Annotated in this window: 19 protein-coding genes; 9 read left to right on the top strand and 10 right to left on the bottom strand. The window is 72.3% G+C overall.

What is annotated here, in order from left to right; translation table 11 throughout:
• Positions 1 to 35 precede the first annotated feature (35 nt).
• The 4 genes from drmA to ACH4VX_RS31145 all read left to right on the top strand — a co-directional run bounded on the left by drmA (position 36) and on the right by ACH4VX_RS31145 (position 7104).
• On the top strand, positions 36 to 3860 hold the full coding sequence (gene drmA, locus ACH4VX_RS31160) for a DISARM system helicase DrmA (protein WP_398372077.1): 3825 nt from the start codon (positions 36 to 38) through the stop codon (positions 3858 to 3860).
• Entirely contained in the window at positions 3857 to 5749 is a 1893-nt protein-coding gene (gene drmB / locus ACH4VX_RS31155) for a DrmB family protein (RefSeq protein WP_398372075.1), read from the top strand. The genes drmA and drmB overlap by 4 nt, the downstream gene beginning before the upstream one ends.
• The gene (gene drmC / locus ACH4VX_RS31150; RefSeq protein WP_398372074.1) at positions 5746 to 6510 is read left to right on the top strand and encodes a DISARM system phospholipase D-like protein DrmC; all 765 of its coding nucleotides are present in this window, start codon (positions 5746 to 5748) and stop codon (positions 6508 to 6510) included. Before drmB ends, drmC begins: the two co-directional genes overlap by 4 nt.
• 375 nt (positions 6511 to 6885) lie before the next feature.
• Positions 6886 to 7104 carry a hypothetical protein gene (locus ACH4VX_RS31145; RefSeq protein ID WP_398372073.1) on the top strand — a complete coding sequence of 73 codons (219 nt, stop codon included), beginning with the start codon at positions 6886 to 6888 and terminating at the stop codon, positions 7102 to 7104.
• A gap of 38 nt (positions 7105 to 7142) precedes the next feature.
• Here the strand turns inward: ACH4VX_RS31145 and ACH4VX_RS31140 are convergent, their stop codons facing one another.
• From ACH4VX_RS31140 to ACH4VX_RS31115, 6 genes are all read right to left on the bottom strand, one after another.
• Positions 7143 to 7976 carry an SDR family oxidoreductase gene (locus ACH4VX_RS31140; RefSeq protein WP_398372105.1) on the bottom strand — a complete coding sequence of 278 codons (834 nt, stop codon included), beginning with the start codon at positions 7974 to 7976 and terminating at the stop codon, positions 7143 to 7145.
• Positions 7977 to 8154: 178 nt separating this feature from the next.
• Positions 8155 to 8463, bottom strand: coding sequence for a hypothetical protein (locus ACH4VX_RS31135; RefSeq protein ID WP_398372072.1), 309 nt, complete (start codon positions 8461 to 8463; stop codon positions 8155 to 8157).
• A complete protein-coding gene (locus ACH4VX_RS31130) occupies positions 8460 to 9032 on the bottom strand; it encodes an RNA polymerase sigma factor (protein WP_398372070.1) in 573 nt (190 codons plus the stop codon). Before ACH4VX_RS31130 ends, ACH4VX_RS31135 begins: the two co-directional genes overlap by 4 nt.
• 425 nt (positions 9033 to 9457) lie before the next feature.
• Entirely contained in the window at positions 9458 to 10603 is a 1146-nt protein-coding gene (locus ACH4VX_RS31125) for an IclR family transcriptional regulator C-terminal domain-containing protein (RefSeq protein WP_398372069.1), read from the bottom strand.
• Positions 10604 to 10788: 185 nt separating this feature from the next.
• On the bottom strand, positions 10789 to 11439 hold the full coding sequence (locus ACH4VX_RS31120; protein WP_398372067.1) for a response regulator: 651 nt from the start codon (positions 11437 to 11439) through the stop codon (positions 10789 to 10791).
• Positions 11436 to 12617 carry a sensor histidine kinase gene (locus ACH4VX_RS31115; protein ID WP_398372065.1) on the bottom strand — a complete coding sequence of 394 codons (1182 nt, stop codon included), beginning with the start codon at positions 12615 to 12617 and terminating at the stop codon, positions 11436 to 11438. Before ACH4VX_RS31115 ends, ACH4VX_RS31120 begins: the two co-directional genes overlap by 4 nt.
• A gap of 157 nt (positions 12618 to 12774) precedes the next feature.
• Here ACH4VX_RS31115 and ACH4VX_RS31110 point away from each other — a divergent pair, with 157 nt between their 5' ends.
• Entirely contained in the window at positions 12775 to 13410 is a 636-nt protein-coding gene (locus ACH4VX_RS31110; protein ID WP_398372064.1) for a VanZ family protein, read from the top strand.
• 827 nt (positions 13411 to 14237) lie between these two features.
• Here ACH4VX_RS31110 and ACH4VX_RS31105 read toward each other — a convergent pair.
• Positions 14238 to 14726, bottom strand: coding sequence for a carboxymuconolactone decarboxylase family protein (locus tag ACH4VX_RS31105; RefSeq protein WP_398372063.1), 489 nt, complete (start codon positions 14724 to 14726; stop codon positions 14238 to 14240).
• Positions 14727 to 15014: 288 nt separating this feature from the next.
• On the opposite strand from ACH4VX_RS31105, the gene ACH4VX_RS31100 reads away from it, so the two are divergent.
• The 3 genes from ACH4VX_RS31100 (at position 15015) to ACH4VX_RS31090 (ending at position 18747) form a co-directional block, all read left to right on the top strand.
• On the top strand, positions 15015 to 16385 hold the full coding sequence (locus ACH4VX_RS31100; RefSeq protein WP_398372061.1) for a cellulase family glycosylhydrolase: 1371 nt from the start codon (positions 15015 to 15017) through the stop codon (positions 16383 to 16385).
• A 112-nt stretch (positions 16386 to 16497) separates the two neighbouring features.
• Positions 16498 to 17667 (top strand): cellulose-binding domain-containing protein, encoded by a 1170-nt coding sequence (locus ACH4VX_RS31095; protein ID WP_398372060.1) that lies wholly within the window; start codon positions 16498 to 16500, stop codon positions 17665 to 17667.
• Between the two features lie 141 nt (positions 17668 to 17808).
• The gene (locus tag ACH4VX_RS31090; protein WP_398372059.1) at positions 17809 to 18747 is read left to right on the top strand and encodes an RNA polymerase sigma-70 factor; all 939 of its coding nucleotides are present in this window, start codon (positions 17809 to 17811) and stop codon (positions 18745 to 18747) included.
• A gap of 18 nt (positions 18748 to 18765) precedes the next feature.
• On the opposite strand, the gene ACH4VX_RS31085 is transcribed toward ACH4VX_RS31090, so the two are convergent.
• The 3 genes from ACH4VX_RS31085 to ACH4VX_RS31075 form a co-directional block, all read right to left on the bottom strand.
• Complete coding sequence (locus ACH4VX_RS31085) at positions 18766 to 20010, bottom strand: family 1 glycosylhydrolase (RefSeq protein ID WP_398372058.1); 1245 nt, start codon at positions 20008 to 20010, stop codon at positions 18766 to 18768.
• 76 nt (positions 20011 to 20086) lie between these two features.
• The gene (locus ACH4VX_RS31080; protein ID WP_398372056.1) at positions 20087 to 22378 is read right to left on the bottom strand and encodes a family 78 glycoside hydrolase catalytic domain; all 2292 of its coding nucleotides are present in this window, start codon (positions 22376 to 22378) and stop codon (positions 20087 to 20089) included.
• Between the two features lie 170 nt (positions 22379 to 22548).
• On the bottom strand, positions 22549 to 23172 hold the full coding sequence (locus ACH4VX_RS31075; RefSeq protein WP_398372055.1) for a TetR/AcrR family transcriptional regulator: 624 nt from the start codon (positions 23170 to 23172) through the stop codon (positions 22549 to 22551).
• Positions 23173 to 23415: 243 nt separating this feature from the next.
• Here ACH4VX_RS31075 and ACH4VX_RS31070 point away from each other — a divergent pair, with 243 nt between their 5' ends.
• Positions 23416 to 24882 carry an MFS transporter gene (locus ACH4VX_RS31070; protein WP_398372053.1) on the top strand — a complete coding sequence of 489 codons (1467 nt, stop codon included), beginning with the start codon at positions 23416 to 23418 and terminating at the stop codon, positions 24880 to 24882.
• Positions 24883 to 24885: the final 3 nt, after the last annotated feature.

Below are 24885 nucleotides of genomic sequence, written 5' to 3'. Positions count from 1 at the left end.
CGTGCCCACCGGATCCGTCCGAAAGGACCCACCGCATGCCGGCCCAGCCCACCCAGGCCGCTGTCCCGCATCCGCTCGACGAAGTGCCCCAGACGTTCCGCGCCGGGGACTCGTACGAGGTGCGGGACGGACTCGTGACCTACATACGCCGCGATCTGCTGGGGCCCTGGGACGGCGAGACCGAGACCCTGCCGAGCGCCTCGTCCGGGCCGCGCGACCGGTATCTCGTGGGCATGCTCGGTCCACGGCCCCAGGACGTCACCGCCGACCGGATCGCGCTCGTGGCCGCCCAGAGCGCGGACGGGGAGTCGGGCGACGAGCAGGAGGGGGACGACACCGAGCTGCAGGACCGGCTGACCCCGCAGGCCGCCGGCCACATCTGGGCCTCCTCCATGGGGCTGTCCTTCACCGTTCCCGCCTCCGTCGGCACACTCAGCGTCACCGTACGCTGGGGGCGCTACACGCAGTCGGAGGAGGCCACCGACCGCGGCACGACCCGCAGGGTCTGGTCGCGCGAACCCGTCGAGCACCCGGTGGACATCGACGTGACGGACCTCGCGGACCGGATCGTCGAGCTCGAAGGGGGAGCGGCCGTCCTCGACGTGCAGGTGCGCCGGCACACCGGCCGGGGCGGAACCGAGGACCTGCGGGTCGTCGAACTGGCCCTGGTGAACCGGCAGCAGGACAGCCGTGAGGCACGCGACGCCCACTGGCTCTTCCAGACGGAGATCGACGTCACCGCCTTCCCGGACGACCAGGCGGCGGTCTTCCTCCCGGTCGACGACCCGCTCGATCCCGCCAACCGCGGCAACGGCGCGGAGGACGCCGAGGAACGCAGACTCCGGCTCCTCCACCGGGACAGTCTCAGCCACGCCAAGGGCCGCAACGTCGCCGTGCACGCCCACGTGCGGGACGGCGAACGCAACGCGCACCGCCTCACCACCACCTGGCTGCCGGAGTACGACGTCCGGGCCACCACCGCGCCGACCGTGAAGGAGCAGGACCTGCTCCGCGGACTCGAACTCGGCATGGACGAACTCGCGGCCCTCGCCGTGCCCGCCCGCCGGGCCGAGCTGAGCGCCGCCCTCGCCCCGCTCGCCGACGGCTACGGCACCTGGCTCGACCAGCAGCGCCGCAAGGCCCGCTCGCTCCCCGACGACCTGCGCGCATCGGCCGACGCCGCCATCGACCAGGCACTGGACGTCTGCGACCGCATCACCCTCGGCATCGACCGGCTCGTGGCCGACGACACCGCCCTGGAGGCCTTCCGGTTCGCCAACCGGGCCATGGCGCTCCAGCGCCGCAACACCGCGATCGCCGCGGCCCGCGCCGGCCGCGAGGACGACCGCGCCTCCTACCGGGAGGCGTACGACGAGATCCACGCGAAGGGCAAGGCGGCCGCGAGCTGGCGCCCCTTCCAGCTCGCCTTCGTCCTGCTGAACCTCGACTCCCTCACCCGACCCGGGCACCCCCACCGCGGCACCGGCCGCGAAGCCCTCGTCGACCTGCTGTTCTTCCCGACCGGTGGCGGCAAGACGGAGGCCTACCTCGGCCTCGCCGCCTACACCTTCGCGCTGCGCCGCCTGCAGGGCACGATCGGCTCGGGCACGGAGGCGCGCAGCGGCGAGGCGGGCGTCGGCGTCCTCATGCGCTACACCCTGCGCCTGCTGACCGCCCAGCAGTTCCAGCGCGCCGCAGCCCTGGTCAGCGCCTGCGAGGTGTTGCGCCGCGAGGAGTTCGCACGGGACGCCCGCTGGGGCGCCATCCCGTTCCGCATCGGCCTGTGGGTGGGGACCTCCGTCTCGCCCAACTGGTCCGACGAGGCCAAGGACCAGATCGCCGAGGCCCGGGAGAGCGCCAGCGACAAGCACGCCCGCGTCCTCCAGGTCCTCACCTGCCCGTGGTGCGGAAGCGGACTGACGGCCCGCTCCCACATGGAGTACGACGAGGGGCGGCGCCGCGTCCTGCTGTACTGCCCGCGCGGGGAGGGCGAGGACCGCTGCCCCTTCTCCCGGCGAGAGTCGCCCGGCGAGGGCATCCCGGTGCTCACGGTCGACGAGGAGATCTACCGGCTCGCGCCCTCCCTGCTGATCGCCACCGTGGACAAGTTCGCCCAGCTGCCCTGGAACGGATACGCCGGCCTGCTGTTCGGCAGGGTCACCGAGCTGTGCCCACGCCACGGCTACCGCCACGACGACCTCGACGCCAAGACCGGCTGCGGGAGCCGCCACAACGCCCGGGGCGACCTGCCCGGCGTCACCGCGCAGCCGGTGACACGCCTGCGGCCCCCGGACCTGATCATCCAGGACGAGCTGCACCTGATCTCCGGTGCCCTCGGCACCATCGTCGGCCTCTTCGAATCCGCCGTCGACCAGCTGTGCACCTGGAGCTTCACCGACGCCCAGGGGCAGCGCCACGAGACCGGACCCAAGATCGTCGCCTCGACGGCGACGACCAAACGGGCCGCCGAGCAGGTGCTGGGCGTCTTCGGGCGCAAGGTCGCCGTCTTCCCGCCCCAGGTCCTCGATGTCGGGGACACGTTCTTCTCCCGCCAGGTCGAGCTGAGCCGTACCGACCCCGGCCGGCGCTACCTGGGCGTGTGCGCGCACGGCACCCGCCTCAAGGCCGCCGAGATCCGGGTCGCCGAGATCCTGCTCCTCGCCGCGCAGCAGCTCTTCGACGACTACGGCAAGCCGGCCGACCCGTACATGACCCTGGTCGGCTACTTCAACGCGACCCGCGAACTCGCCGGCATGCGGCGCTACATGGACGACGACATCACGACCCGGGTCCGCTCCAACGGAAGCCGCAGGGGCCAGAACACGCTGGCCGACCGCATCGTGAGCCGGACCGGCATGCTCGGCATCCAGGAACTGACCTCACGCATCTCCTCCTCCGACATCGGTGCCGCCCTCAAGCGCCTGGAGACCGGGTTCGACCCCGAACGGGACACCTCGGAGCGGCGACGCGCCTTCCTGCGGGAGTACGCGGTGGCCATGAAGGAGAAACGGGAACCCCGCGCCACCATGACGCCGATCGCCCGGCAGGCCGTCGACGTCGTCCTCGCCACCTCCATGCTCCAAGTCGGCGTCGACGTCTCGCGGTTCGGCCTGATGCTGGTCGTCGGCCAGCCCAAGAACACCGCCGAGTACATCCAGGCCTCCTCACGTGTCGGCCGTGACGCCTCGCGTCCCGGTCTCGTCGTCACCCTCTACAACTGGTCACGCCCCAGGGACCTCGCCCACTACGAGGACTTCGAGCACTACCACGCCACCTTCTACCGGCAGGTCGAGGCGCTCTCCGTCACCCCGTTCACCCGGCGTGCCCTCGACCGGGGCGTCGCCGCCACCTATGTGGCGGCCCTGCGCCAGGCGGCCCACGACACCTCGCGCAACCTGGACGCCCACCACGTGGATCTCGACGGCCCCCTCGCCGGGGACGTCGAGCGCCGGCTGCTGGAACGCGCCGAACGGGTGGGCGGCGAGCTGTCCCGCCAGTACCTGAGCGAACGACTGGACCGGCTGAAGGACGAGTGGCGCCGCAAACGGGACGAGAACAGCGCGGCCCTCGGCTACCGCAAGGAGAAGCACAAGAACACCGTCGTGAACGGGCTGCTCCGGCGGGCGGACGGGACACGGTGGACCGAGCTGACCGTCGGCATGTCGATGCGCGAGACGGAGAACGAGATCAACCTCCTCCTGCCCGGCGGCGGAGCCTTCCTCGAAGATTCCTCGGGAGGCGGCCCCGACTGGAACTTCGGAGCGGCCGTCACCGAGACCGACCCCGACCTGACGGCCACCGTGGACAGCGACGAGTACGGAACCACCCCTGCGGACACGCCCAGGAGGGCACAGCGATGACCACGTGGAGCAACCGCAGGGTCGGGGCCGTCCGCCCCAGCCACCTCATGTTCACCGCCGGGGTCGGCTCCCTCGTCGACCTGCCGAACTTCTCCGTCCTCATCAGGGGCCTGGACGCCTGGAGTTACTCCGGCATCACCGACTACGACATCGACGAACCCCGGCTGCGCGCCGCCGTCAACCGCTCGCTCCAGCGCTACGGGCGCGGACAGATCGAGCAGTTGCGGGCGGCCCCCTGGCTGGAGGGCGGGGACACGGACCCCAAGGGCTGGGCGGCGCAGGGAGTCGGCGTGCCCGTCGCACCGTTTCCCCAGTGGCTGCGCTGCACCGCCTGCAACATCCTGGCCGCCATCGACTCCGACGAGTTCGCCTTCGTCAACGCCAACCCGCGCGCACCGCACGAGGCGAAGTTCGTCCACGACTGCAAGCGGGGCAAGCCGCTCGCCGTGGCCGCCCGCTTCACCCTCGTCTGCACCGCCGGCCATCTCGACGAGTTCCCCTACACCCCGTACGTCCACCACGGGCAGACCTGCGGCAAGATCCCGCGGCCCAAGCTGCGGATGAAGGACCACGGCGGCAACCAGGCCGCCAACGTCACCATCGAGTGCGTCGCCTGCGGCGCCAAGCGCAACATCCGCGAGGCGATGGGCGAGCGGGGGCGGCGCCACCTGCCCCGGTGCCGTGGCCGCCATCCGCACCTGGGCACGTACGCGCCGAACGGCTGCGACCGGGACTCGGTCCTGATGGTCGCGGGCGCCTCCAACCAGTGGTTCCCGCTCACCCTCAGCGCGCTCGCGCTGCCCAAGGGGCAGGGCGGGGACATCGACAAGCTGCTCGACGACCACTGGCCGGAACTGGAGAAGATCGAGGAGCGCGGCGAGCTCGCCTTCATGGCGCGGCTGCCCCAGTTCGGGTTCCTCAAGGAGTTCGACGCGGACGCCGTCTTCGCGGCGATCGAGACCCGTAAACAGGGAAGCGACGGACCGGCCCCCTCCGCCCCCGACGTCCAGGCCGACCTCTTCCGCCCCGAATGGGAGGCGCTCTCCGGACCGGTCCCCCCGCCCAGCGACGACTTCGCCCTCAGGCCGGTCCCGGTCCCAGCCCCGCTGGACGAGTTCTTCGCGGACATCCGCCAGGTCGAGCGGCTGCGCGAGGCACGTGCCCTGATCGGTTTCACCCGTCTCGACGCGCCCGACCCCGAGTCCCCGGAGATCGCGACCCGGGTGGACCTGTCCCGGGGCACGCAGAACTGGGTGCCCGCCAGCGAGGTCCGAGGGGAGGGGATCTTCCTGCGCGTGCGGGACGACCTCATGGCGGAGTGGGTGGCGCGCATGGAGAAGTCTCCGCAGATGGAGGCGCACCGGGAGGCCTACGGCCGGTTCCGCGCCAACCGGAAGTCGGACCGCAAGACAAGCGACTTCGACCCCTTCCACGGCTGGCCCGGCGCTCGCTACATCGCCCTGCACACCCTTTCCCACCTGCTGATCCGCACCATCGCCCTGGAATGCGGCTACAGCTCGGCCTCCCTGGCCGAGCGGATCTACGCGGGCGACGAGCAGAACCCGAGAACGGGAATCCTGATCTACACAGCCGTCCCGGACTCCGAGGGCACCCTCGGCGGCCTGGTCTCCCTCGCCGAGGAACGCGAGTTCGGCCGGATCGTCCGCCGCGCCCTGGCCGACGCCGGGCACTGCTCGGCCGATCCGCTCTGCTCCGAGCGGCTGCCCCACGACCCCGGCGACTACCTCCACGGGGCGGCCTGCCACGTCTGCCTCTTCGTCTCCGAGACCACGTGCGAGCGTGCCAACCGGTTCCTCGACCGCCGCTTCCTCGTCCCGCTGTCCGGGGACAAGGAACAGATACTCACACCGGTCGGTCTGCTGCCGTGAGCCGCCGCGCGTTCGAGGCCGCCGCGGAGGCCGCCGTGGCGGTCCTCGGCCTGCCCCGGGGCAAGGACCTCGCCGGCCTGCTGGCGCGGAGAGGCAGCCGGGAGCGGGCCCTGGTCGAACTGACCACGCCGGGAGCCGAAGCGGTCGTCGCGGACCTGTACGACGCGATGGAGCGGGACGCGGTCCCCTTCTCCGAGGCGGCCGCCTACATACGGGGCTATGCAGCGGCCATGCTGCACGCCCGGGACCGGGTGCGGGTCCGTACCGTGTGGAGCGGTCCCTCGACACCGGGCGTACCGGTGCGGGCGACCGCCCAGGTACTGGTCGACGTCATCGACGAGGCCCGGGACGAGCTGCTGGCCATGACCTACGCGGCCCGCCCGTACCCGGCGCTGACCCGGGCTCTCACGGCGGCCGCGGGCCGGGGCGTGGGGATCCACGTCGTCGTCGAGACGCTGGCCGGTGCGAAGGGGCTCCTCGCCGGCCGCGAGCCGGCCGAGGCGTTCACGTCCGTCCCCGGGCTGAGTCTGTGGCACTGGGCCCGTGACCCGGACGTCCATCGGCACTCGCGCCAGCACGCCAAACTCGCGGTGGCCGACCGCCGCACGCTGTTCCTGGGCAGCGCCAACCTGACCGAGTCCGCGGCCCACCGCAACATAGAGGCGGGGGTGCTGGTGAGCGGCGGCGAAGCACCCCGGCGGGCGGCGGAACACATCATGGAGCTGCAACGCGTGGGCGCGCTGAGGCGGCTTCACCTGTGAGCGGGCCGGGTGCGGAAGCCTGCCGTCCTGCTCTTCGACGACCTGTTCACCACCGGTCAGCGGATGCGGGCCGTCGCCGAGACGCCCGGCTGTCGCGGGAGGCGGGCGTCACCGAGGTGAGGGGTCCCGTCCTCGTACGGGCGCCCTGGCGCGGAGCGGACATCGCCGGGGCGGGCGCGGGCAAGAACGGATCCGGGTCCACCATGCGGGCGGCCACCGCGCTCAAGAGTCACGGCCTCGGACTCGGTCCGGAACTGGAGTCGACTGCCGAGATCTGGGCCTCGTGGGTGAAGCACGTCCTGCAGGCCTGCGCGCATCTCCAACCACCTCGACTACAGCTTGGAAGACGAGGGCGAGCGTGAGTTGGCGATCTGCGTGCGGGATGTCCGTCTGGTCGCCCTGTGCGACTGCGGCGACGACTTCTGCCAGAGCGTCCACACGGCGGTGCACCAGAAGGGCACGCCGTACGGCGAGGGCCACCGATGCGTACCGCTCTCGCCTTCGGAGGGCATGCTGGTCCTCGATGTCGTGTACGGCCGGATCGTGTACGTCGAGATACTGAACCGGGTGCCCATGCACCGTCTGAAGCCCTGACGTCCACGCCCCGCCGTGAAGCGGTCCCGTCCGGGCCGTCAGCGGAACGCGGCGACGTTCTCCGCGGCCCACTGCGCGAAGGGCCGGGCAGGGGAGCCGGTGACCCGCGGAACCGTGTCGTGCACCGTGAGCAGTTCGTCGTTGACGTCCCCGCCCATCAGGTCGAGCACCGCGTGCGCGGTCTGCTCTCCCATGAAGGGGGCCATCTGCCGGTGTGCCTCTTCCCGGCCGATCTCCTCGACGGACACCTCGTCTCCCAGGGCCGCCCCGATCGCCCGGGCCTGCTGACGTGGCGTGATCCGTGCCGGTCCGGTCAGCGCGTACGTCCGCCCGCGGTGCCCCGGCTCGGTCAGCGCCGCCCGTGCCACCGCCGCGATGTCGGCGGGGTGGACGGCGGGAAGCCCGACGTCCGCATAGGGCACCCGGATCGACCGGTGTTCCCGGATCGACTCCGCCCACCACAGGGCGTTCGAGGCGAACTGCGTCGGACGCAGGACCGTCCAGCTCATCCCGCTGTCCTGGAGCAGCCGCTCGACGGCCAGGTTCTCGGCGGCGGCGGGCAGGTGCGGATGGGTCCGCACCGTGATGGAGGACACCAGCACCACGTGCTCCACACCCGCCTGCCGGGCGGCCGTGAGAACGTCCGCGTCCGCGCCCATGCCCCGCACGAGGAACAGGGAACGCACTCCGTCCAGCGCCGGCTTCAGCGAGGCGGGCCGGGCGAGGTCACCCTCGACGGCTTCGACTCCGTCGGGAAAGGAGGCCCGGGCGGCGTCACGGGTCAGGCCTCGCACGGGTGCGGCGCCGGACCCGTGCAACTGCCGTACCAGAGCGCTTCCGATGTTTCCGGTGGCACCCGTCACAAGGATCATCGTCGTCTTCTCCTGCCGTCGTCCGCTGATCACGTCTGCCGCACGCTAGGACCTCAACCGTGATTCAGGTCAAGCAGAGGGCCCGGGCCGAGGCCGGCAAGGTGAGGATCCTCGGGCGACGCAGGCCCTCGGAGTCCCAGGGACGGCACTTCCTGATGGCGCATCAGTGGATGAGCGGTCACTCCGACGTCGCGGTGGTGCCGCCCGCCTTCGTCAGGGTGCAGACGCCGTCCGTGCAGTCGCGTTGCAGGCGGCCGCGGGAGACGGTCTGCGTCAGGCCGATCATCCAGCAGGCCGGGCAGCCGCGGAGGGCGACCAGGCCCAGGGGTGCGGCCAGCAGGGTGGCGGGGCCGGCGAAGGGCGCCAGGGCGATGGAGCCGATGATCAGGCCGAAGCCCAGAACACCGCGCAGCAGGTGCCGGGGGACGGAGGCGCCGGCGAAGTCCGCCTCCGCGCGGACGGGCCTGCCGGTTTCGGCGGTCCTCATGGTCGTGTCTCTCCTTCGGCTGCTTCACCGGTCGCCAGGGCCTGCCGCAGGGCGGCCCGGGCGCGGTGGAGTCTCGATTTCATGGCCGCGTTGCTCAGGCCGAGCGACTGGGCGACGAGACGGCCCGGATACCCCTGGACGTCTCTCATGATCAGTACCTGCCGCTGGTCGCGGGGAAGGCCGCCGACCGCGACGGCGACCCGCTCGGCGTCCAGCCGCCGCAGCACCGAGGTCTCCGCGGAGGGCGCCGGCTCGCCGCCGGCCTCTTCGGTGACGGTGGCGGAGGCGGAGGTGAGCAGTCGTAGCTGCCGCAGGCATTCGTTGCGCACGATGCGGAACATCCAGGAGGCCAGGGCGCCGGATGCGCGGAGCGTGCCGATCTTCCGGTAGAGGATGATCAGTGCTTCCTGAGCCGCGTCCTCGGCGTCCTGCGGTGTGGCGCACAGCGACAGCGCGAACCTGCGCACGTGGGGCTGCGACTCCATGATCACAGCGGTCAGCGAGGTGATGCTGCCGTCCTGGGCGGCTTTGACCAGCCGCTCGTCGGGCCAGGGGGAGCTTCGGCTCATGTGCCCTGCCCGTGTCCGGGGATCTGCCGTCGTGACCGGTGTGGATCAACCACGGTTCCGGTCCCTCCGCTTGAGCAACGTCACGGCGCACATACAGACCAGCAGTACACCGGCCACGGCGATGATCGCGATCATCATGCTTCGTTCCTCCTGGTATCCGCCGGCCCGCGCGGCCGGTTCATGGACAAGAGGCGGCGGAGGCGGAAAAGGATTCAGCGCCGCTGCGGCCGGCACCGGGGCGCGGTGCCCGTCCCGCCCGCCGACCGGCTCGCCGTGCGGCAGCTCGTGGCCCGGGACATCCTGTACGGCTCCGGGATGTCACGGTCCGTCTCCCTCGTCACGGCCGAGCCGGCGGCCGACGTGAGAAGGGACTGCACGGCGGGAGTGCGTGCCGCCGCGCGGGTGTTCGGCCGGCACCGGGGCGGTCAGCCCGTCTGTACGGGGCTGTCGGCGAATGCGACGGCCAGGTCCGACTCGATGCGGGCGGCGCAGGCGCGCAGCGCGGGGAGGAGAGCTTCCCTGGTGTGCTCGGGCGGCTCGGGACCGGCGTGCAGGGCGATGTTCACGGCTGCGACGGCCCGCCCGCTCCGGTCCCGGACCGGTACGGCCAGCGAGCGCAGTCCCGCCTCCAACTCCTGTTCGACCAAGGCGTGTTTCTCACGGGCAACCCGGTCCAGGGTGGCGGCGAGCGCATCGAGCGAGGTGAGCGTGTGCGGGGTCAGGGCCCGGGGGCGCGAGGCGTCGACGCGTTCCCGCCGGTCCGCCTCGGGCAGGTCCGCGAGCAGGGCCCGGCCCATGGAGGTGGCGTACGCGGGCAGCCGTGTGCCGGGCATGATCCGGGCGCTGGTGATCTGCTGGGCGGTGGCCCGGGCCACGTAGTGGACCTCGGTGCCGTCGAGGACCGCGAGTGAGGCCGATTCCCGTACTCGTCCGGCCAGTTCGGTCAGATGGGGTTGGGCGATGTCGGCGAGGGTGAGGGTGGACAGCCGCGCGTAGCCGAGTTCCAGGACGCGCGGGGACGGCAGGAAGCGGCGGTCGAGCTGTTCCACGTAACCCAGCTGACGGAGTGTCAGGAGGTTGCGGCGGGTGCTGGGATACGAGAGACCGGCCGCCTCGGCGGCCTCGGCGAGGGTGAGTCCGCCGTGCCGCCGGCCGAGCGCGGTCAGGACGGCGAGGCCCCGGGCCAGCGCCTGCAGGAAGGACGGCCCCAGTTCCGGCTTGGCGTCGGCGTAGGTGGGGGTGGCGGGCGGCGCGGTGGCTGCCGTCGAGGGGTCGTACAGCTCGTCCGCGATGCACCGGGCCTCCTCCGTCATCGTGGCCAGCGCGTGCGCGCGCAGTTCGTCGCCGCTGTGGCGGCTGGTGTGCGCGAGCACGCTGATCGCGCAGACGGGCCGGCCGCCGGGGTCGCGCACCGGGACCGCCACCGCGACCAGGCCCGGGGCGACCAGCTGGTCGTCCAGCGCCCAGCCGTCCGCGTCGGCCGCCGCCGACCGGGCGGCGAAGTCGGCCAGGTCGCGCTCCGCTCCGTCGGGTCCCGCGCCGTTGAACCCCGCCCCGGCGGCATGGGCCACGCGAAGACCTCCTACGCCTGCCTGCACTGTCGAGCCTCGTACGAGCAGCCCTACGACCCCTACGACAGGGACAGGCCGCGCCGGGCCTGCCCCGCTGCGCGGAACCGCTGATCCACGTCGGGTCGGCCTTCGTGGCGCCCCCGCGCCGGTCAGTCCCGTCCGCGGGACCGTCGCTCGCGGTCCGGTCAGCGGGCGAGTCCCGATTCCCAGGTCCAGGCCGCTATCTCGACCCGGTTGCGGACACCCAGTTTGCTCTGGATGTTGGTGAGATGGGTTTTCACCGTGCCCGCGCTGATGTGCAGGGCGGCGGCGATCTCCGCGTTGGTGTGCCCGCGGGAGACGAGGGCGGCGACCTCGGTCTCGCGCTCGGACAGGGGCGAGGGACGGGCCGGGGCGGCAGTGGCGGCGGGGCGGGTGAACCGCTGGAGCAGGCGGACGGTGATGGAAGGGCTGATGAGGGCCTCGCCGGAGGCGGCGGAGCGGACGGCCTCGGCCAGCAGGCGAGGGCCCGCGTCCTTGAGGAGGAAGCCGCAGGCACCGTTGTGCAGGGCCTGGTGGACGTATTCGTCGTCGTCGAAGGTCGTCACCATGACGACCTTCGGGGTGTGCGCGGCCCCGGGACGGTGCAGGTGCCGCAGGGCCTCGATGCCGTCCAGCCGCGGCATGCGGATGTCCATGAGGACGACGTCGGGGCGGTGCCGGTCCGCCTGCTGGATCGCGGCGACCCCGTCGGAGGCCTGGGCGACGACCTCGATGTCGTCCTCGGCCGACAGGATCATGGCCATGCCGGTGCGGACGATCGTCTGGTCGTCCGCGAGAAGGACACGGATGGTCATCGGAGCACCTGCCGTAGGGGGAGGGGGAGTTCGAGTCCGACGTGCCAGCCGGCCTCGGGGCCGGGACCCGCGGTCAGCGTGCCCCCGGCGGCGTCGGTGACCTCGCGCAGGCCTCGCAACCCGTAGCCGGTGCCGTCGGACGGGCGGTGGTGTCCGTCGTCGGTGATCCGCGCGGTCATCCGGCGGCGGGAGACGTCCAGGTGCACCTGGACGGTGGTGCAGTCACGGGCGTGCTTGCGGATGTTCGTCAGCGCCTCCATGACCACGCGTTCCACGAGGCGGGCGGCGTCCGCGGGGAGGCTGTCGGCCGCTCCGGTCTCGGCGAAGTCGACCCGGACCCCGGGCAGTCGGCAGTCGGCGACGAGGACGCGGACGGCGTCCGTGCCCGATGGCCGTGTGGTCGGGACGGTGTCCTCGCGCAGGGCGCCGACCATCCTGCGCATGGCGGTCAGCGCCTCCGCCCCGGTGGTCTCGATCAGTTCGAGGGCGTCACCCACCGCCTGGGGTTTCCTGGCCGCGACGGCACGGGCGCCCTGTGCCTGGAGCACGATGCCCGATATGTGGTGGGCGACGAAGTCGTGCAGGTCGCGGGCGAAACCGAGGCGCTGTTCGAGTCTGATCTGCTCCTCGCGCTGCCGGCGGGAGACGACGACCAGACGGACGGTGAGGCCGGAGGCCAGGGCACCGCCGGCCACCAGCGTCAGGACGAGCGCCACGATGCTGCTGGCCTCGTCCACCTCGATCACCAGCGGACGCAGGACGACGGCGGCCATGAGCAGCGGCAGGGCGACGGCGGTGCCGGCCGGGGAACCCCGCCGCGCCGTCACGTGCAACAGCACCATCAGGGCGGTCGGCTCGAACAGGGTGTAGGTGTCGGAGGCCTGGTCCAGGTCCGAGCCGCCGGCCGCCGCCACGCGCAACCCGGCCGAGCAGGCCAGCGACACCAGGGCCACGCCGCACGCCGCCCACGCCAGCACCGCGGGAGGCAGCCTGATCCCCACGGCCGGAAAGGCGCCGGCCACCGCCGCGGCCGTCGACAGGAACAGCAGGATCCCGGTGCCCTGGCTTTCGAGGGCGCCGGTGTCGACATCGATCAGCAGGGCCGCTCCGAGGACGCAGAGCAGCAGGGCGCTGCCGGCGAGCCGGCCGGCGGCCGCCGCGCGCAGTGGTCTGAGCATGGTGAGAACCCTAGCCGCGCGCGCCGCCGGGCCCCCTCTGCCGAAAGTCGTAGTCGTCCGCCGGGGAATGGGTCCTTCGGGAGATCCGTCGGGCCTGGTCCCGGAAGGAAGCTGAACGACGTCAGCACCGCTCGCCCCGACCGAAGGATCACCCCTCATGGACATCAGCTTCCAGGTGGACTCCGCACCCGTTCTCGGCCCCCTGCTCGTCCTGTTCGCGGCCGGCACCGTCGTCCAGGTGCGGCGCGGTGCGTGGGACAGGCGCCGCGCCCTGCTGCAACTGGCCGCCGCCGTCTACGCCGCCGCCGTGCTGTCCCTGACGGTCTTCCCGCTGAACGTGACGTGGGGCGAGTACGCCAACCAGACCCCCTGGATCGAGCAGATCAACTTCATCCCGCTGCTCACCGCGGACATCACCATGGTCCCCAACGTCATCATGCTGGTGCCGGCCGGCTTCCTGCTGCCCCTGCTGTTCCGGAACGCGACCTCGGCGTCGCGGGTGACCCTGGTGACGGCGGCGGTCAGCCTCTCCGTGGAAGCCGCACAGTTGTTGTCGTACATCGTCCTGAACAACGGTCGCTCCGTGGACGTCAACGACCTCCTCGCCAACACGCTCGGCGGACTCGTCGGCTACGCCCTGGTGACCCTCGCCCTGCGCGCGCCGGTCCTGCGCGGCCCCCTCCTCGCGGCCGCGCTGCCCCGCTCCGCGGCGCTGCGGGACGACCGCCGACGGACGGCGACCGCCGACGGCCCCCAGGCGGCCCCGACCGCGGCCCCCGTCATCCGCCCCTGACCCCGCCGGCTCCCACACCACCCCCGGTCCACGCGGAAAACGGCGGCTCACGACGACCACGGGGCCGTGGCCCGTCATCTTGAGTACGCTGAGGTCGCGGGACGCGCCGTCCCGCGCACGCACCTCACCCCCAGATGTCCGGGAAGCCGGGTGCCCACGTGAGCCGTATGCCGGTGTGCCGGGCCGATGAGGACACCACCGGGGTCCACCGGGCGCTTCCCCAGCACCGGAACGGGATGCAGGCGACGACCGGGGCGGGCGGTCCGGAGCCGGTGCGCGCAGTCGACGACCTGCCCGATACCCAGGCGGATCTTCTGGTCCTCCCGTGCCCCTGCCAGGCTCTTGACCTCGGCGATGAGCAAGTCCGTCCCGCATTGCCACCCTGCGTCGAACGCGGGAGCGCCCGGTGCGCGGGTGCGTACCCCGATACCTCGATCGGAAAGGTGTACGAGGAGCGCCCTCGCCGTCGCCTTGTCGAGACGGCTCAGATCGAGCATGAGATCCACGGACGGGCGCCGGCCTGGTCTGCGCACCCGAAGGGGGCCGCCGAGGATTTCGCTCCCGGACGGAGCGGCTGCCACGGGGCGCACGCGTCCGGTGCCCGACCTGCTCGGCTTCGGACACGGGGCGGGCCGCCGCTTGAGCAGCTTTCGGAGCGGCGCGCGACACATCGAGTGGGAGACCCGCCCTCCGCGCCGTCCCTTTGGCGGAGACTCCGAACGTCCTCCATGAGGCGGCGCGATCGGACCTGGCCATGGCCCGCAGAAGCCCCGCCCGGTAGCCGGCCCGGATCACACGGTCCCGGACCGGCCCGAGGCGTCCTCCGGTCAGCTCCTGACCGCCGCCGCGAACATGCCCGCCTCGTACGAGCCGCCCTTCTGATGGGTGATCACCGCGAGCCGGTTGGCCGCGTTGATCAGGGCGACCAGGGTGACCAGCGCGGCGGTCCGGTCGTCGTCGTAGTGCTTGCGGACCAGGGCCCAGGTCTCGTCGGAGACACCCTGGGAGGCGTCGGCGAGGCGGGTGCCCTCCTCGGCGAGGGCCAGGGCCGCCTGCTCGGCCTCGGTGAACACGGTGGACTCGCGCCAGGTGGCGACCAGGTGGAGCCGGACCGCGCTCTCGCCGGCCGCCGCGGCCTCCTTGACGTGCATGTCGACGCAGTGGCCGCAGCCGTTGATCTGGCTGGCGCGCAGCGACACCAGCTCCTGCGTGGACTTCGGCAGGGGGGAGTCGTGGATCACCAGGGCGGCGCCTGCGAACCGCTTGGCGAACCGGGCGGCGAGTTCGTTCTCGAACAGGTTGAATCGGGCATCCATGGCTTCGTCCTCACTCGTGCTCGTTCGTGGTGTTGCGCTGGGCTGAACACGAGATGCCGGCCGCCCGCTCCCTGTGACAGGGAGGAAGTGTGACGTGCGCCACTGTTAGCGTCGACGGGCCCGGCCGCCTCCCTCTGGGCAGCGGTCACCCGCGTCGCGGCATTCTTCGGCCGTCACACGGCTATCGCGCATGGGCGCACCGGTGTACGGTCTCGGGCCGATGAGCCTTTGGGAGCGCTCCCAAAGTGCTGTATCACGTTGTGCTCGCATCGCACGAGGAGGAACGCTTTGAAACGCTTCTTGGCCTTACTGGCGACCTGTGCGACGGTCCTGGGCCTCGCGGCACTGTCCGGTCCGCAGGCGGTGGCCGCCACCGGCTGCAGGGTCGACTACACGGTGGCCAGTCAGTGGCAGGGCGGCTTCCAGGCCGGAGTGAAGATCACCAACCTGGGTGCCCCCGTCTCCGGGTGGACGCTCGGGTTCACCATGCCGGACGCCGGGCAGAAGGTCGTCCAGGGCTGGAACGCCACCTGGTCGCAGTCCGGCTCCGCGGTCACCGCCGTCGGTGCCGACTGGAACCGCGCGCTGGCCACCGGCGCGACCGTCGACGTGGGATTCACCGGCTCCTTCACAGGCACCAACCCGCAGCCCACGGCGTTCACGCTCAACGGCGTCGCCTGTACGGGCTCCGTCGAAGAACCCCCGCCCACTCCGGACGACGGCACTCCCGTGGACATCAACGGCCGACTGCACGTCTGCGGAGTGAACCTGTGCAACCAGCACGACCGCCCCGTACAGCTGCGCGGCATGAGCACCCACGGCCTCCAGTGGTTCAGCCAGTGCTACAACACCGCGTCCCTGGACGCGCTCGCGAAGGACTGGCGGTCGGATCTGCTGCGTATCGCCATGTACGTGCAGGAGGACGGTTACGAGACCGACCCCGCGGGCTTCACCGGCCGCGTGAACGGCCTCGTCGACATGGCCGAGGCCCGCGGCATGTACGCCGTGATCGACTTCCACACCCTCACGCCGGGCGACCCCAACTTCAACCTCGACCGCGCGAAGACGTTCTTCGCTTCCGTCGCCGCCCGCAACGCCGGCAAGAACAACGTGATCTACGAGATCGCCAACGAGCCCAACGGCGTGAGCTGGGCGGCCGTCAAGAGCTACGCCGAGCAGGTCATCCCGGTGATCCGGGCCGCCGACCCGGACGCCGTCATCATCGTCGGCACCCGCGGCTGGTCCTCGCTGGGAGTCTCGGACGGCTCCAACGAGAGCGAGGTCGTCGACAACCCCGTCGACGCCACCAACATCATGTACGCGTTCCACTTCTACGCCGCGAGCCACAAGGACGCCTACCGCGCCACGGTGAGCCGGGCCGCCTCCCGGCTGCCGCTGTTCGTCTCCGAGTTCGGCACGGTGAGCGCCACCGGCGGTGGAGCGGTGGACCGGGCGAGCAGCACGGCCTGGCTGGACCTGCTCGACCAGCTGAAGATCAGCTACGCGAACTGGACCTACTCCGACGCCGACGAGGGCAGCGCGGCGTTCAGGCCCGGCACCTGTGACGGCACCGACTACAGCGGCAGTGGCGTGCTGACCGAGTCCGGCGCGCTGCTCAAGAGCCGGATCAGCACCCCTGACAACTTCCCCACGAGCTGACCTTCGACGGGGGCCGGCCGGCCCCCGTCCCGCCGAACGGGAGCGCTCCCAGCACGCTTTCGCACCTCGTACGCCCCATCCCCACCCCCCACCCCCTACCTCGGAGGCACAAGTGCGCGCTCTCCTCGCACGATTACCGCGCCGGCCCTGGACCGCGGTCCTCACCGCGGCCGTGCTGTCGGCGTCCGCCCTCACGGTGCTGCCCGCGAGCGGTGCGGAGACCGGCTGCCGGGTCGACTACACCGTGAACAAGTGGGCCGACGGCTACACCGCACAGATCAAGGTCACCAATCTCGGTCCGGCGCTCGACGGCTGGCGGCTGAGCTGGACCTACACCGGCGACCAGCAGGTGACCTCGGCGTGGAACGCGACCGTCACCCAGACCGGCGGATCCGTCGTCGCCGCCGGTACGAGCTGGAACGGCGCGCTGCCCACGGGAGGTGCCGCCGAGTTCGGCCTGCAGGGGACCTGGCGTTCGGCCGACCCCGCACCGAGCGACTTCACCCTCAACGGCGTGCCGTGCGGAGGTGACGGCACCACGCCGCCGACCACGCCCCCCACCACCCCGCCGCCCACGACCCCGCCACCGAGCGCGGACTGCGCCGGCGCGGTGATCTGCTCGGACTTCGAGGACCAGACCGGCTCCGCTCCGTCCGGCGACTGGCGCTTCACCGCACCCGACTGCCAGGGCACCGGGACGGCCGCCGTGGACACCGCCGTCGCGCACAGCGGCAGCCGGTCGCTGCGGGTCGACGGCCGGGCCGGCTACTGCAACCACGCCTTCGTCGCCGCCACCGCGGACCTGTCCTCGGTCGGTCCGGTGATGCACGTACGCATGTGGGTGAGGCACACCACCGCGCTCCCCTCCGCCCACGTCACCTTCGTGTCCCTGCCCGACACCTCCCAGAGCGGGCGGAGCCTGCGCGTCGGCGGCCAGAACGGCGCCCTGCAGTGGAACCGGGAGAGCGACGACGCCACCCTGCCCGCGCAGAGCCCGGCCGGCGTGGCGCTGAGCAGGCCGCTGCCGACGGGAAGCTGGCAGTGTCTGCGTTTCGCGGTCGACACGACGGCCCCCGGACTCGACACCTGGCTCGGCGACGAGCGGATTCCGGGCCTGCACGCCGACGGCGTGCCGACGCAGGACATCGACCGGCAATGGCTCGCCCGTACCACCCCGCCCCGCCCCACCGCCCTGCGACTGGGCTGGGAGAGCTACGGGACGGGCGACGACACACTGTGGTTCGACGACGTGGCCGTCGGCTCCACACCCATCGGCTGCTGACAACCCGCCGACCGGGGCCCCGCCCCGGCGTCCGCCCGGCGTCCCGGCCGGAACACGGCCGGAACACCGGGGCGGACGGTCGGTCCGGACCGGCCTCCCCCGCACATGTCACAGAACCGCGGCGGCCGGCGTCCTGTGTGCATGGGACCGTGGGAAGCGACAGAGCGGGAGCAGCCGGTGAAGAGCGAGGACACAGAGCACACGGACGCGGCGACCGAGGCGTTCGTCGCCCACCGCAACCTGCTGTTCACCGTCGCCTACGAGATGCTCGGCTCGGCCGCCGACGCGGAGGACGTGCTGCAGGAGACCTGGCTGCGCTGGGCGGGCGTCGACCTCGCCGCGGTGCGGGACCGGCGGGCCTACCTCGTACGGGTCACCACCCGCCAGGCGCTGAGCAGGCTGCGCACGCTCGGCCGCCGCAAGGAGTCCTACGTCGGCTCCTGGCTCCCCGAGCCGCTGCTCACCGCACCCGATGTGGCCGAGGACGTCGAGCTCGCCGACAGCGTCTCGATGGCGATGCTGCTGGTGATGGAGACGCTCGCCCCCACCGAGCGGGCGGTGTTCGTGCTGCGCGAGGTGTTCGGCCTCGAGTACGACGAGATCGCCGAAGCCGTCGACAGGAACCCGGCCGCGGTGCGTCAGATCGCGCACCGGGCACGGGCGCACGTCGCGGCACGCCGGCCGCGCGGGGCCGTGTCACCGACCGAGACACGGGGCGCCCTCGACGCCTTCCGGCGGGCGGTCGAGACGGGTGATCTGCAGGGCCTGCTCGACGTCCTCGCGCCGGATGTCGTCCTCCTGGGTGACGGAGGCGGCATCAAGCAGGCCGTCCTCAAGCCCGTCGTGGGAGCCGACAAGGTGGCCCGCCTGCTGCAGGGCGGGCTGGGCAGGCTCACCGCCGAGGTGTCGCTGCGGTCGGCGGAGGTCAACGGCCGCCCCGCGCTGATCGTCGGGCTCGACGGCGTGCTCGACACCGTCCTCGCGGTGCGCGTCGACGACGGCCTCATCACCGGCCTCTACGCCGTCCGCAACCCCGAGAAGCTGTCGCACATGGAGAGCGAGACCGCCCTGCGCCGCTGAGCCGGCCGGGACACCGGGTCACATGTGCGGGCCCCGGTGGCGTCGCACCACGTCCGCGTACGCCTTCGCGCTCGGCTTCGGGCGGCGCTCGAAGGTCTCGCGGTCGACCTCGTGGAGCCCGAGCCGGGCGCCGTATCCGAAGATCCACTCGAAGTTGTCCACGAGCGTCCAGTGGCAGTACCCGAGGACGGGCGTGCCCGCGCGCACCTCGGCCGCGAGGTGTTCGACGGCGGCGGGGACGAAGGCGGCGCGCTGTGCGTCGTCCGGGGTCTGGATGCCGTGCTCGGTGACGAGGACCGGCACCCCGGACACCTCGTGGGCGTAGCGCACGGCGCCCGCGAGGGATTCCGGCTCGATGACGGTGCCCATCCCGTTGCGTTCGCCGTCGGGCGTCACCTCGCCGTCGGGGCCGTGGACGACGCGCTCGTAGTTCTGCACGCCGATGAAGTCGTCGTGGCGCGCCTCGCGCAGCCAGTGGTCGTAGACGGCGGCGCGCTTGGCGTCCCGGCGCTCCTCACCGCCGGGGAGGGCCACTTCGTCGGCGATGGCGATGGAGACACCGACGGGCAGGTCGGCGCGACGGGCCTTGATCGCGTCGCGGGCGGTCCGGTGGACCCGGGTGAACGCGGCCTGGAACTCGTCCTGCCGGTCGGCGGGGATGACGTTCGCGCTGGCGTAGGTCTCGCTCCCGGCGGCGTGCGCGGCGGCCGCGAGCATCCGCGTCTTGAGCGCCTCGGCCTCGGCCGGCAGCTTCGCGCCCTCCTGCAGCAGCTGTTCCAGGTTGGGTTCGTTCAGGGTGACGCCGTAGGCGATGCGGTCGCCGAAGCGCGCCATCACGCGGTCGCACTGCTCGGCGAAGCGGGCCGGGGCGTCGGCGGCGGTCCAGGAACCGGCCGCGGCGAACCAGTGCGGTGCGGTGAAGTGGCTGAACGTCACCATGGGGGCGAGCCCGCGCTCGAGGCAGCCGTCGACCTTGCGCTCGTAGTGGTCCAGGGCCTCGGCGGAGACGACACCGCGCTCGGGTTCGACGCGGGCCCACTCGACGGAGAACCGGAAGGCGTTGAGACCGAGCCCGGCGGCCAGGTCGAGATCCGTCTCCCAGTGCTGGTAACCGCGGCACGCCGGACCGCTCGGTTCACGGAACAGCGAGGGTGTCGTGTGCTCCAGGAACCAGGTGTCACTGGCGCTGTTGTCGCCCTCGTTCTGGTGTCCCGCGGTGGCGACGCCCCACAGGAAGGTGTCGGGCAGGCTGGTGTGTGTCATGTGTGTGCTCCTCACACTGGTTCAGGTAGGGCAGTGGCGGGGCGCCCCGCGGGGCCGGACGTGTGGTCGTCGGGCGTCACCGCGCGGTCGCGGGGAACGGCGCGTAGAAGGTGTGCCGGCCGGACCCGGCCTCCACGGGCTCCGCATCCGGCAGATCGACCAGCGCGGTGACGTGGGGCGGCACGATGACGTCGACGCGCAGCCTGTCGCCCTCCCGGCTCCACCCGGCCCCGGCCCGGCCGTACGGCGTCTCGTGCTCGGCCCGGGCCCAGGTGAGGCCGCCTCCGGGGCGGGGGCGGACCAGCAGCCGCCGGTAGCCCGGCCCGGCGGGAGCCAGACCGGCCACGGTGCGGTGCATCCAGTCGGCGACCGCGCCGAGCGCGTAGTGGTTGAAGGAGGTCATCTCGCCGGGGTTGACAGTGCCGTCGGGAAGCATGCTGTCCCAGCGTTCCCACACGGTGGTGGCACCCATGTCGACCTGGTGGAGCCACGAGGGGGCGGACCGCTGGGTCAGCAGCCGGTAGGCGGTGTCCACGTGTCCGGTGTCGGCCAGCGCGTCGCACACCAGGGGAGTGCCGAGGAAGCCGGTGCCGATGCGGTGGCCGCGCTCCGCCACCAGGTCCGCCAGCCGGCGTCCGGCCTCGGCGCGCTCGGCGTCGTCCTCGAGCAGCCGGAAGCACAGGGCGAGGGCGTAGGCGGTCTGCGTCTCCTCCGCCAGACGTCCGCCGCCGGTGTGGAAGCGGGCGAGGAAGGCATCGCGGACCGCGTCGGCCAGGGCGTGGTGGCGGACGGCGTCGTCGTGGTCGTCCAGGACCTCCGCGGTTCGGGCCAGCAGCCGCGCGGAGTGCGCGAAGTACGCCGTGGCGACCAGGGCGGACGACGTCATCGCGCGGCCGGGATCGTCCGCCGGGGCGGTCGGGTCCAGCCAGTCGCCGAACTGGAACCCCTCGCCCCAGATCCGGTCCGGCCCGGCCAGGCGGTCGACGGCGTCGACCCAGGCGCGCATCGAGGGGTACTGGCCGCGCAGCACCTCCGTGTCGCCGTAGCGCTCGTACAGCACCCAGGGCACGACGACGGCCGCGTCGCACCAGCCGGCCATGGGCGGGTTGCCGGGCGGGATCGGCACCGGGGTGATCACGGGGATGTCGGGGCTGAACACGGGAGGCACGCGCCGTTCGTCGGCGCCCTGGTCGGCGGCGAGGTCGCGCAGCCAGGAGCGCAGGAAGTCACGGACGTCGTGGAGGAAGGCGGCGGTGGGGGCGAAGACCTGGACGTCGCCGGTCCAGCCGAGTCGCTCGTCGCGCTGCGGGCAGTCGGTGGGCACGTCGACGAAGTTGCCGCGCATCCCCCACACCACGTTCTCGTGCAGGCGGTTCAGGGAGGCGTCCGAGCAGGAGAACCAGCCCGTGCGGCGCAGGTCACTGTGGACGACCACGGCCGTGACGTCGGCCGGGTCGAGGTCGCCGGGCCAGCCCTCGACGTCGGCGTAGCGGAAGCCGTGGAAGGTGAAGCGGGGCTCCCACTCCTCGCCCGCCGGGTCGCCGCGCAGGACGTAGCGGTCGGTGGCGACGGCGTGCCGCAGCGGACGCGTGCAGAGTTCACCGTTCTCGAGGACCTCCGCGTGGCGCAGGGTCACCGTGCGGCCGGCCTCGCCGCGGACCCGGATGCGCAGCCGCCCGACGAGGTTCTGGCCGAAGTCGAGGACCGTGCGTCCGGTGGGCGAGGTGGTGACCGCGACGGGCGCGAGGTGTTCGATGCGGCGCACCGGCGGGCTGTCGGCCGGGAAGAGGACGGTGGTGTCGAAGTCGATGACGTCGGCCGGCTGCCACGCCGAGTCGTCGAAGCCGGCCTCGCCGAAGCCCGCCCGCTCCCGGCGGGCGTCGTACTCCTCGCCCTCGTACAGACCGGCGGCGAGGACCGGCCCGGCGCTCCAGCGCCAGCCGTCCCCGGTGCCGACGGTCTCGGTGGTGCCGTCGGCGTACTCGAGGCGCAGTTCGGCGAGGAGTCCGGTGCGCTCGCCGTAGATGTCCCGGGTGCCGCCGTTGAACCCGAGCAGGCCCCGGTACCAGCCGTCGGCCAGGTGCGCGCCCCAGGCGTTGCGGCCCTCCCGGACCAGGGGAGTGACGTCGAAGGACTGGTAGCGGTGCCGGTGGCGGTAGCTCGTCCAGCCGGGGGCCAGCACGTGGTCGCCCACCGTGGTGCCGTTGAGCTCCAGTTCGTAGACGCCGAGAGCGGTGACCAGGAGCCGGGCGGACCGTACGGCTGTCCGCGCGGTGAACTCGCTCCGCAGCAGCGCGGCCGGGCGGGCCCCCTCGGTGGGAGCGGACATGCGGGGGCTGACGACGCGTGCGGTCCAGTGGTGGTTCATGGCGCCCTTCTAGGCGGCGACGGGGGAGCAGGCACGATCATGCAGCGAACACCTAGTGATTACTAGGTGTTCGAGTGTGTGACGTGCGGCACGTGCGAGGGGTCGCTTCAGTAGGTCATGCGCATGACAAACATGGGGTGGGTCGCGGCCCGGCGGCTCCGGGGGAACCCTTACAGTCCCTGCCCGCTCGCGGAGATGCCCCGCAGCAGGCGGTCGAGGTGGGCGCGCATGACCGCGATCAGATCGAAGGACCGCCCCGCGGCCAGCCATTGCTGCCGCAGTCCCGCGTCCATGGCGACGCACTCGCGGGCGATGCCCTCGTGGTCCAGTCCGGGGAGCAGCTCCCCGCTGCGACTGCCGGCCCGCAGCCGGTCGGCGAGCTCCGCGACACCCTTCTCCTGCCACGTGGTGAAGTGGCCGTGGGCCGGGTGGTCGGGTGCGGTGGCCTCGGCGGTCAGTACGACCGCCAGCTCCACCATGCCGGGCATGCCGAGCGTCTCGGCCGTGTCCTCGAGGTGGCAGCGGAAGGCGTCCCGCACCGAGTCGGAGACACGCTCCCACTGCACGTCCATGCGTTCGTGCCAGTACTCGACGACCGCGAGCAGCAGCTGCTGCTTGTCGCGGAAGTGGTGCAGCAGTCCGGCGTCGGTGATCTCGGCGTCCCGCGCGACGCGGGCGAGGGAGGTCTTGCGGTAGCCGTCCCTGCCGAAGCGCAGCAGGGCGGCCTCCAGGATCTGCGTGCGCCGCGCCCGGCCCGCCGTGTAGTGGCCGCGAGGTCCCCTGGGTGTCGCCATGCCAGAACAGTACCGGCGGGGCCCGGGGTGGCGGCCGGCCGTGCCCTCCGTGTGCGGACTGTGTGAGGTGGGCCACACTCTCGAAACCTAGCGGTCACTAGGTGTTCAGGTCATCATCGAGCCACGCGACGACAGGTTGCCGCGCCGTCACATCTCCGTGAGCACCGCGTTACGGCAGCCCGTCCTCAGCCCTTCCCCCACATGCTCCCCTTCCCTCGGCACCTCCGTGAAAGGAGGGCTGGCATGACGACGCCGTCATCAAGCCCCACGGTCGACCACGCGCCCCGCGACCCCGCGGACGGGCGGTGGACTCCCCGTCTGGTCCTGATCCTCATCGCACTCGCCTGGCCGACCCAGCTGCTCGCCGCGGGCGGCATCCTCGGGGCCAACGCCACCGCGGGCGTCGCCCAGGCGTTCCACACCACCCAGGTGGTGTGGTTCGGACTGGCCCTCACCCTGGTGTCGACCCTGCTCACCCCCTTCGTGATCAAGCTGGGAGACCTGCACGGCAAGCGGCGCGTCATGCTCGCGATGACGGCCCTGGGCGCCCTCGGCGAACTGCTGGCCGCGCTGGCCGGCAGCTTCTGGCTGGTCCTCGCGGGCCGGGCGATCGCCGGGTTCTACGGTCCCTTCGGTGCCCTGTCGTTCGCCGCCGTGCGGGACGTCTTCCCGGCCCGGCTGGTGAAGCAGGCGAGCGGCATCATGGGCAGCAGCGTCGGTCTGGTGGCCATCGTCTCGCCCTTCCTCGCGGGCCGGCTGATCGACACCTGGGGATACCGCGGGGTCCTGTGGTTCCTCGCCGCCGCCACCGCGGTCGCCTTCGCACTGATCGCGCTGCTGGTTCCGGAGACACCCCGGCACGCCTTCGGGTCCCGCCTCGACTGGCCGGGCGGCCTGGTCCTCGGCGGTGGTCTGACGGCCGTGGTCTACGCCCTCGGCCAGGGGCAGAGCTGGGGCTGGGCGGACGTACGAACCCTGGGCTGGCTGGCAGCGGGGGCCGCCGCGCTGATCGCCTTCCTGTTCGTCGAGCGCTCCAGTGCCCATCCCATCCTGGACCTGCGGGTCCTGCGCCGCCGCCCGGTCGCCCTGGCGCTGACGGCCGGTGGTCTCGGCCAGACGGTCGCCTTCACCATGCCGGGTCTCGCCATCCTGCTCGCCCTGTACCCCGCCATCCCGGGCGTGTCGGACGGGCTCGGCTGGACGGCCCACCACAACGCGGTCGTCAGCGTGAGCTGGAACCTGGTGATGTTCGGTACCGGCATGCTGGTCAGCCGGTACCTGCGCCGCTTCGACGTGCGCCGGGTGTGGTGCGCCGGTCTGGCGGTCATGGCCGTCGGCTACACCCTCGTGGGCTTCTTCCACGGTGACGAACTCCAGCTCATCGTCACCTCCTGCGTCGCCAACGTCGGCGCCGGCGTCGTCGTCTCGGTGGCACCGGTCCTGGTGATCGGCGTGGTCTCGCGCGACGAGCAGGGGCTGGGCAGCGGCATGCTCAACATGCTCATCAGCCTGTTCGGTGCCGTCGTGACCGCCGGCGCCTACGCCGTCCTCGGCACGCACAGCACCACCGTCGACGGCACCGCCTTCTACCTCGACGCCGGTTACTCCGGGATCTTCTGGCTCGGTGCCGCGGTCACGGTCGTGGCCCTGGTGCTCTCCGTGTTCATCCCGCGGCTGCGCGACCCCGAGGAGGAGCCCGCCGCCGGCTGACCC

Origin of the sequence: Streptomyces sp. NPDC020731 (assembly GCF_044334705.1) — a bacterium.
Classification (GTDB): Bacteria; Actinomycetota; Actinomycetes; order Streptomycetales; family Streptomycetaceae; genus Streptomyces.
Note: the sequence above shows the minus strand (reverse complement) of the source record. Positions and strands in the feature narration are given on the sequence as shown.

Excerpts from the sequence above, each read along its gene's own strand:
- drmA (WP_398372077.1), top strand. The coding sequence starts at position 36 with ATGCCGGCCCAGCCCACCCAGGCCGCTGTCCCGCATCCGCTCGACGAA.
- drmB (WP_398372075.1), top strand. The coding sequence starts at position 3,857 with ATGACCACGTGGAGCAACCGCAGGGTCGGGGCCGTCCGCCCCAGCCAC.
- ACH4VX_RS31140 (WP_398372105.1), bottom strand. The coding sequence starts at position 7,976 with ATGATCCTTGTGACGGGTGCCACCGGAAACATCGGAAGCGCTCTGGTA.
- ACH4VX_RS31135 (WP_398372072.1), bottom strand. The coding sequence starts at position 8,463 with ATGAGGACCGCCGAAACCGGCAGGCCCGTCCGCGCGGAGGCGGACTTC.
- ACH4VX_RS31130 (WP_398372070.1), bottom strand. The coding sequence starts at position 9,032 with ATGAGCCGAAGCTCCCCCTGGCCCGACGAGCGGCTGGTCAAAGCCGCC.
- ACH4VX_RS31120 (WP_398372067.1), bottom strand. The coding sequence starts at position 11,439 with ATGACCATCCGTGTCCTTCTCGCGGACGACCAGACGATCGTCCGCACC.
- ACH4VX_RS31115 (WP_398372065.1), bottom strand. The coding sequence starts at position 12,617 with ATGCTCAGACCACTGCGCGCGGCGGCCGCCGGCCGGCTCGCCGGCAGC.
- ACH4VX_RS31110 (WP_398372064.1), top strand. The coding sequence starts at position 12,775 with ATGGACATCAGCTTCCAGGTGGACTCCGCACCCGTTCTCGGCCCCCTG.
- ACH4VX_RS31105 (WP_398372063.1), bottom strand. The coding sequence starts at position 14,726 with ATGGATGCCCGATTCAACCTGTTCGAGAACGAACTCGCCGCCCGGTTC.
- ACH4VX_RS31090 (WP_398372059.1), top strand. The coding sequence starts at position 17,809 with ATGGGACCGTGGGAAGCGACAGAGCGGGAGCAGCCGGTGAAGAGCGAG.
- ACH4VX_RS31085 (WP_398372058.1), bottom strand. The coding sequence starts at position 20,010 with ATGACACACACCAGCCTGCCCGACACCTTCCTGTGGGGCGTCGCCACC.
- ACH4VX_RS31080 (WP_398372056.1), bottom strand. The coding sequence starts at position 22,378 with ATGAACCACCACTGGACCGCACGCGTCGTCAGCCCCCGCATGTCCGCT.
- ACH4VX_RS31075 (WP_398372055.1), bottom strand. The coding sequence starts at position 23,172 with ATGGCGACACCCAGGGGACCTCGCGGCCACTACACGGCGGGCCGGGCG.
- ACH4VX_RS31070 (WP_398372053.1), top strand. The coding sequence starts at position 23,416 with ATGACGACGCCGTCATCAAGCCCCACGGTCGACCACGCGCCCCGCGAC.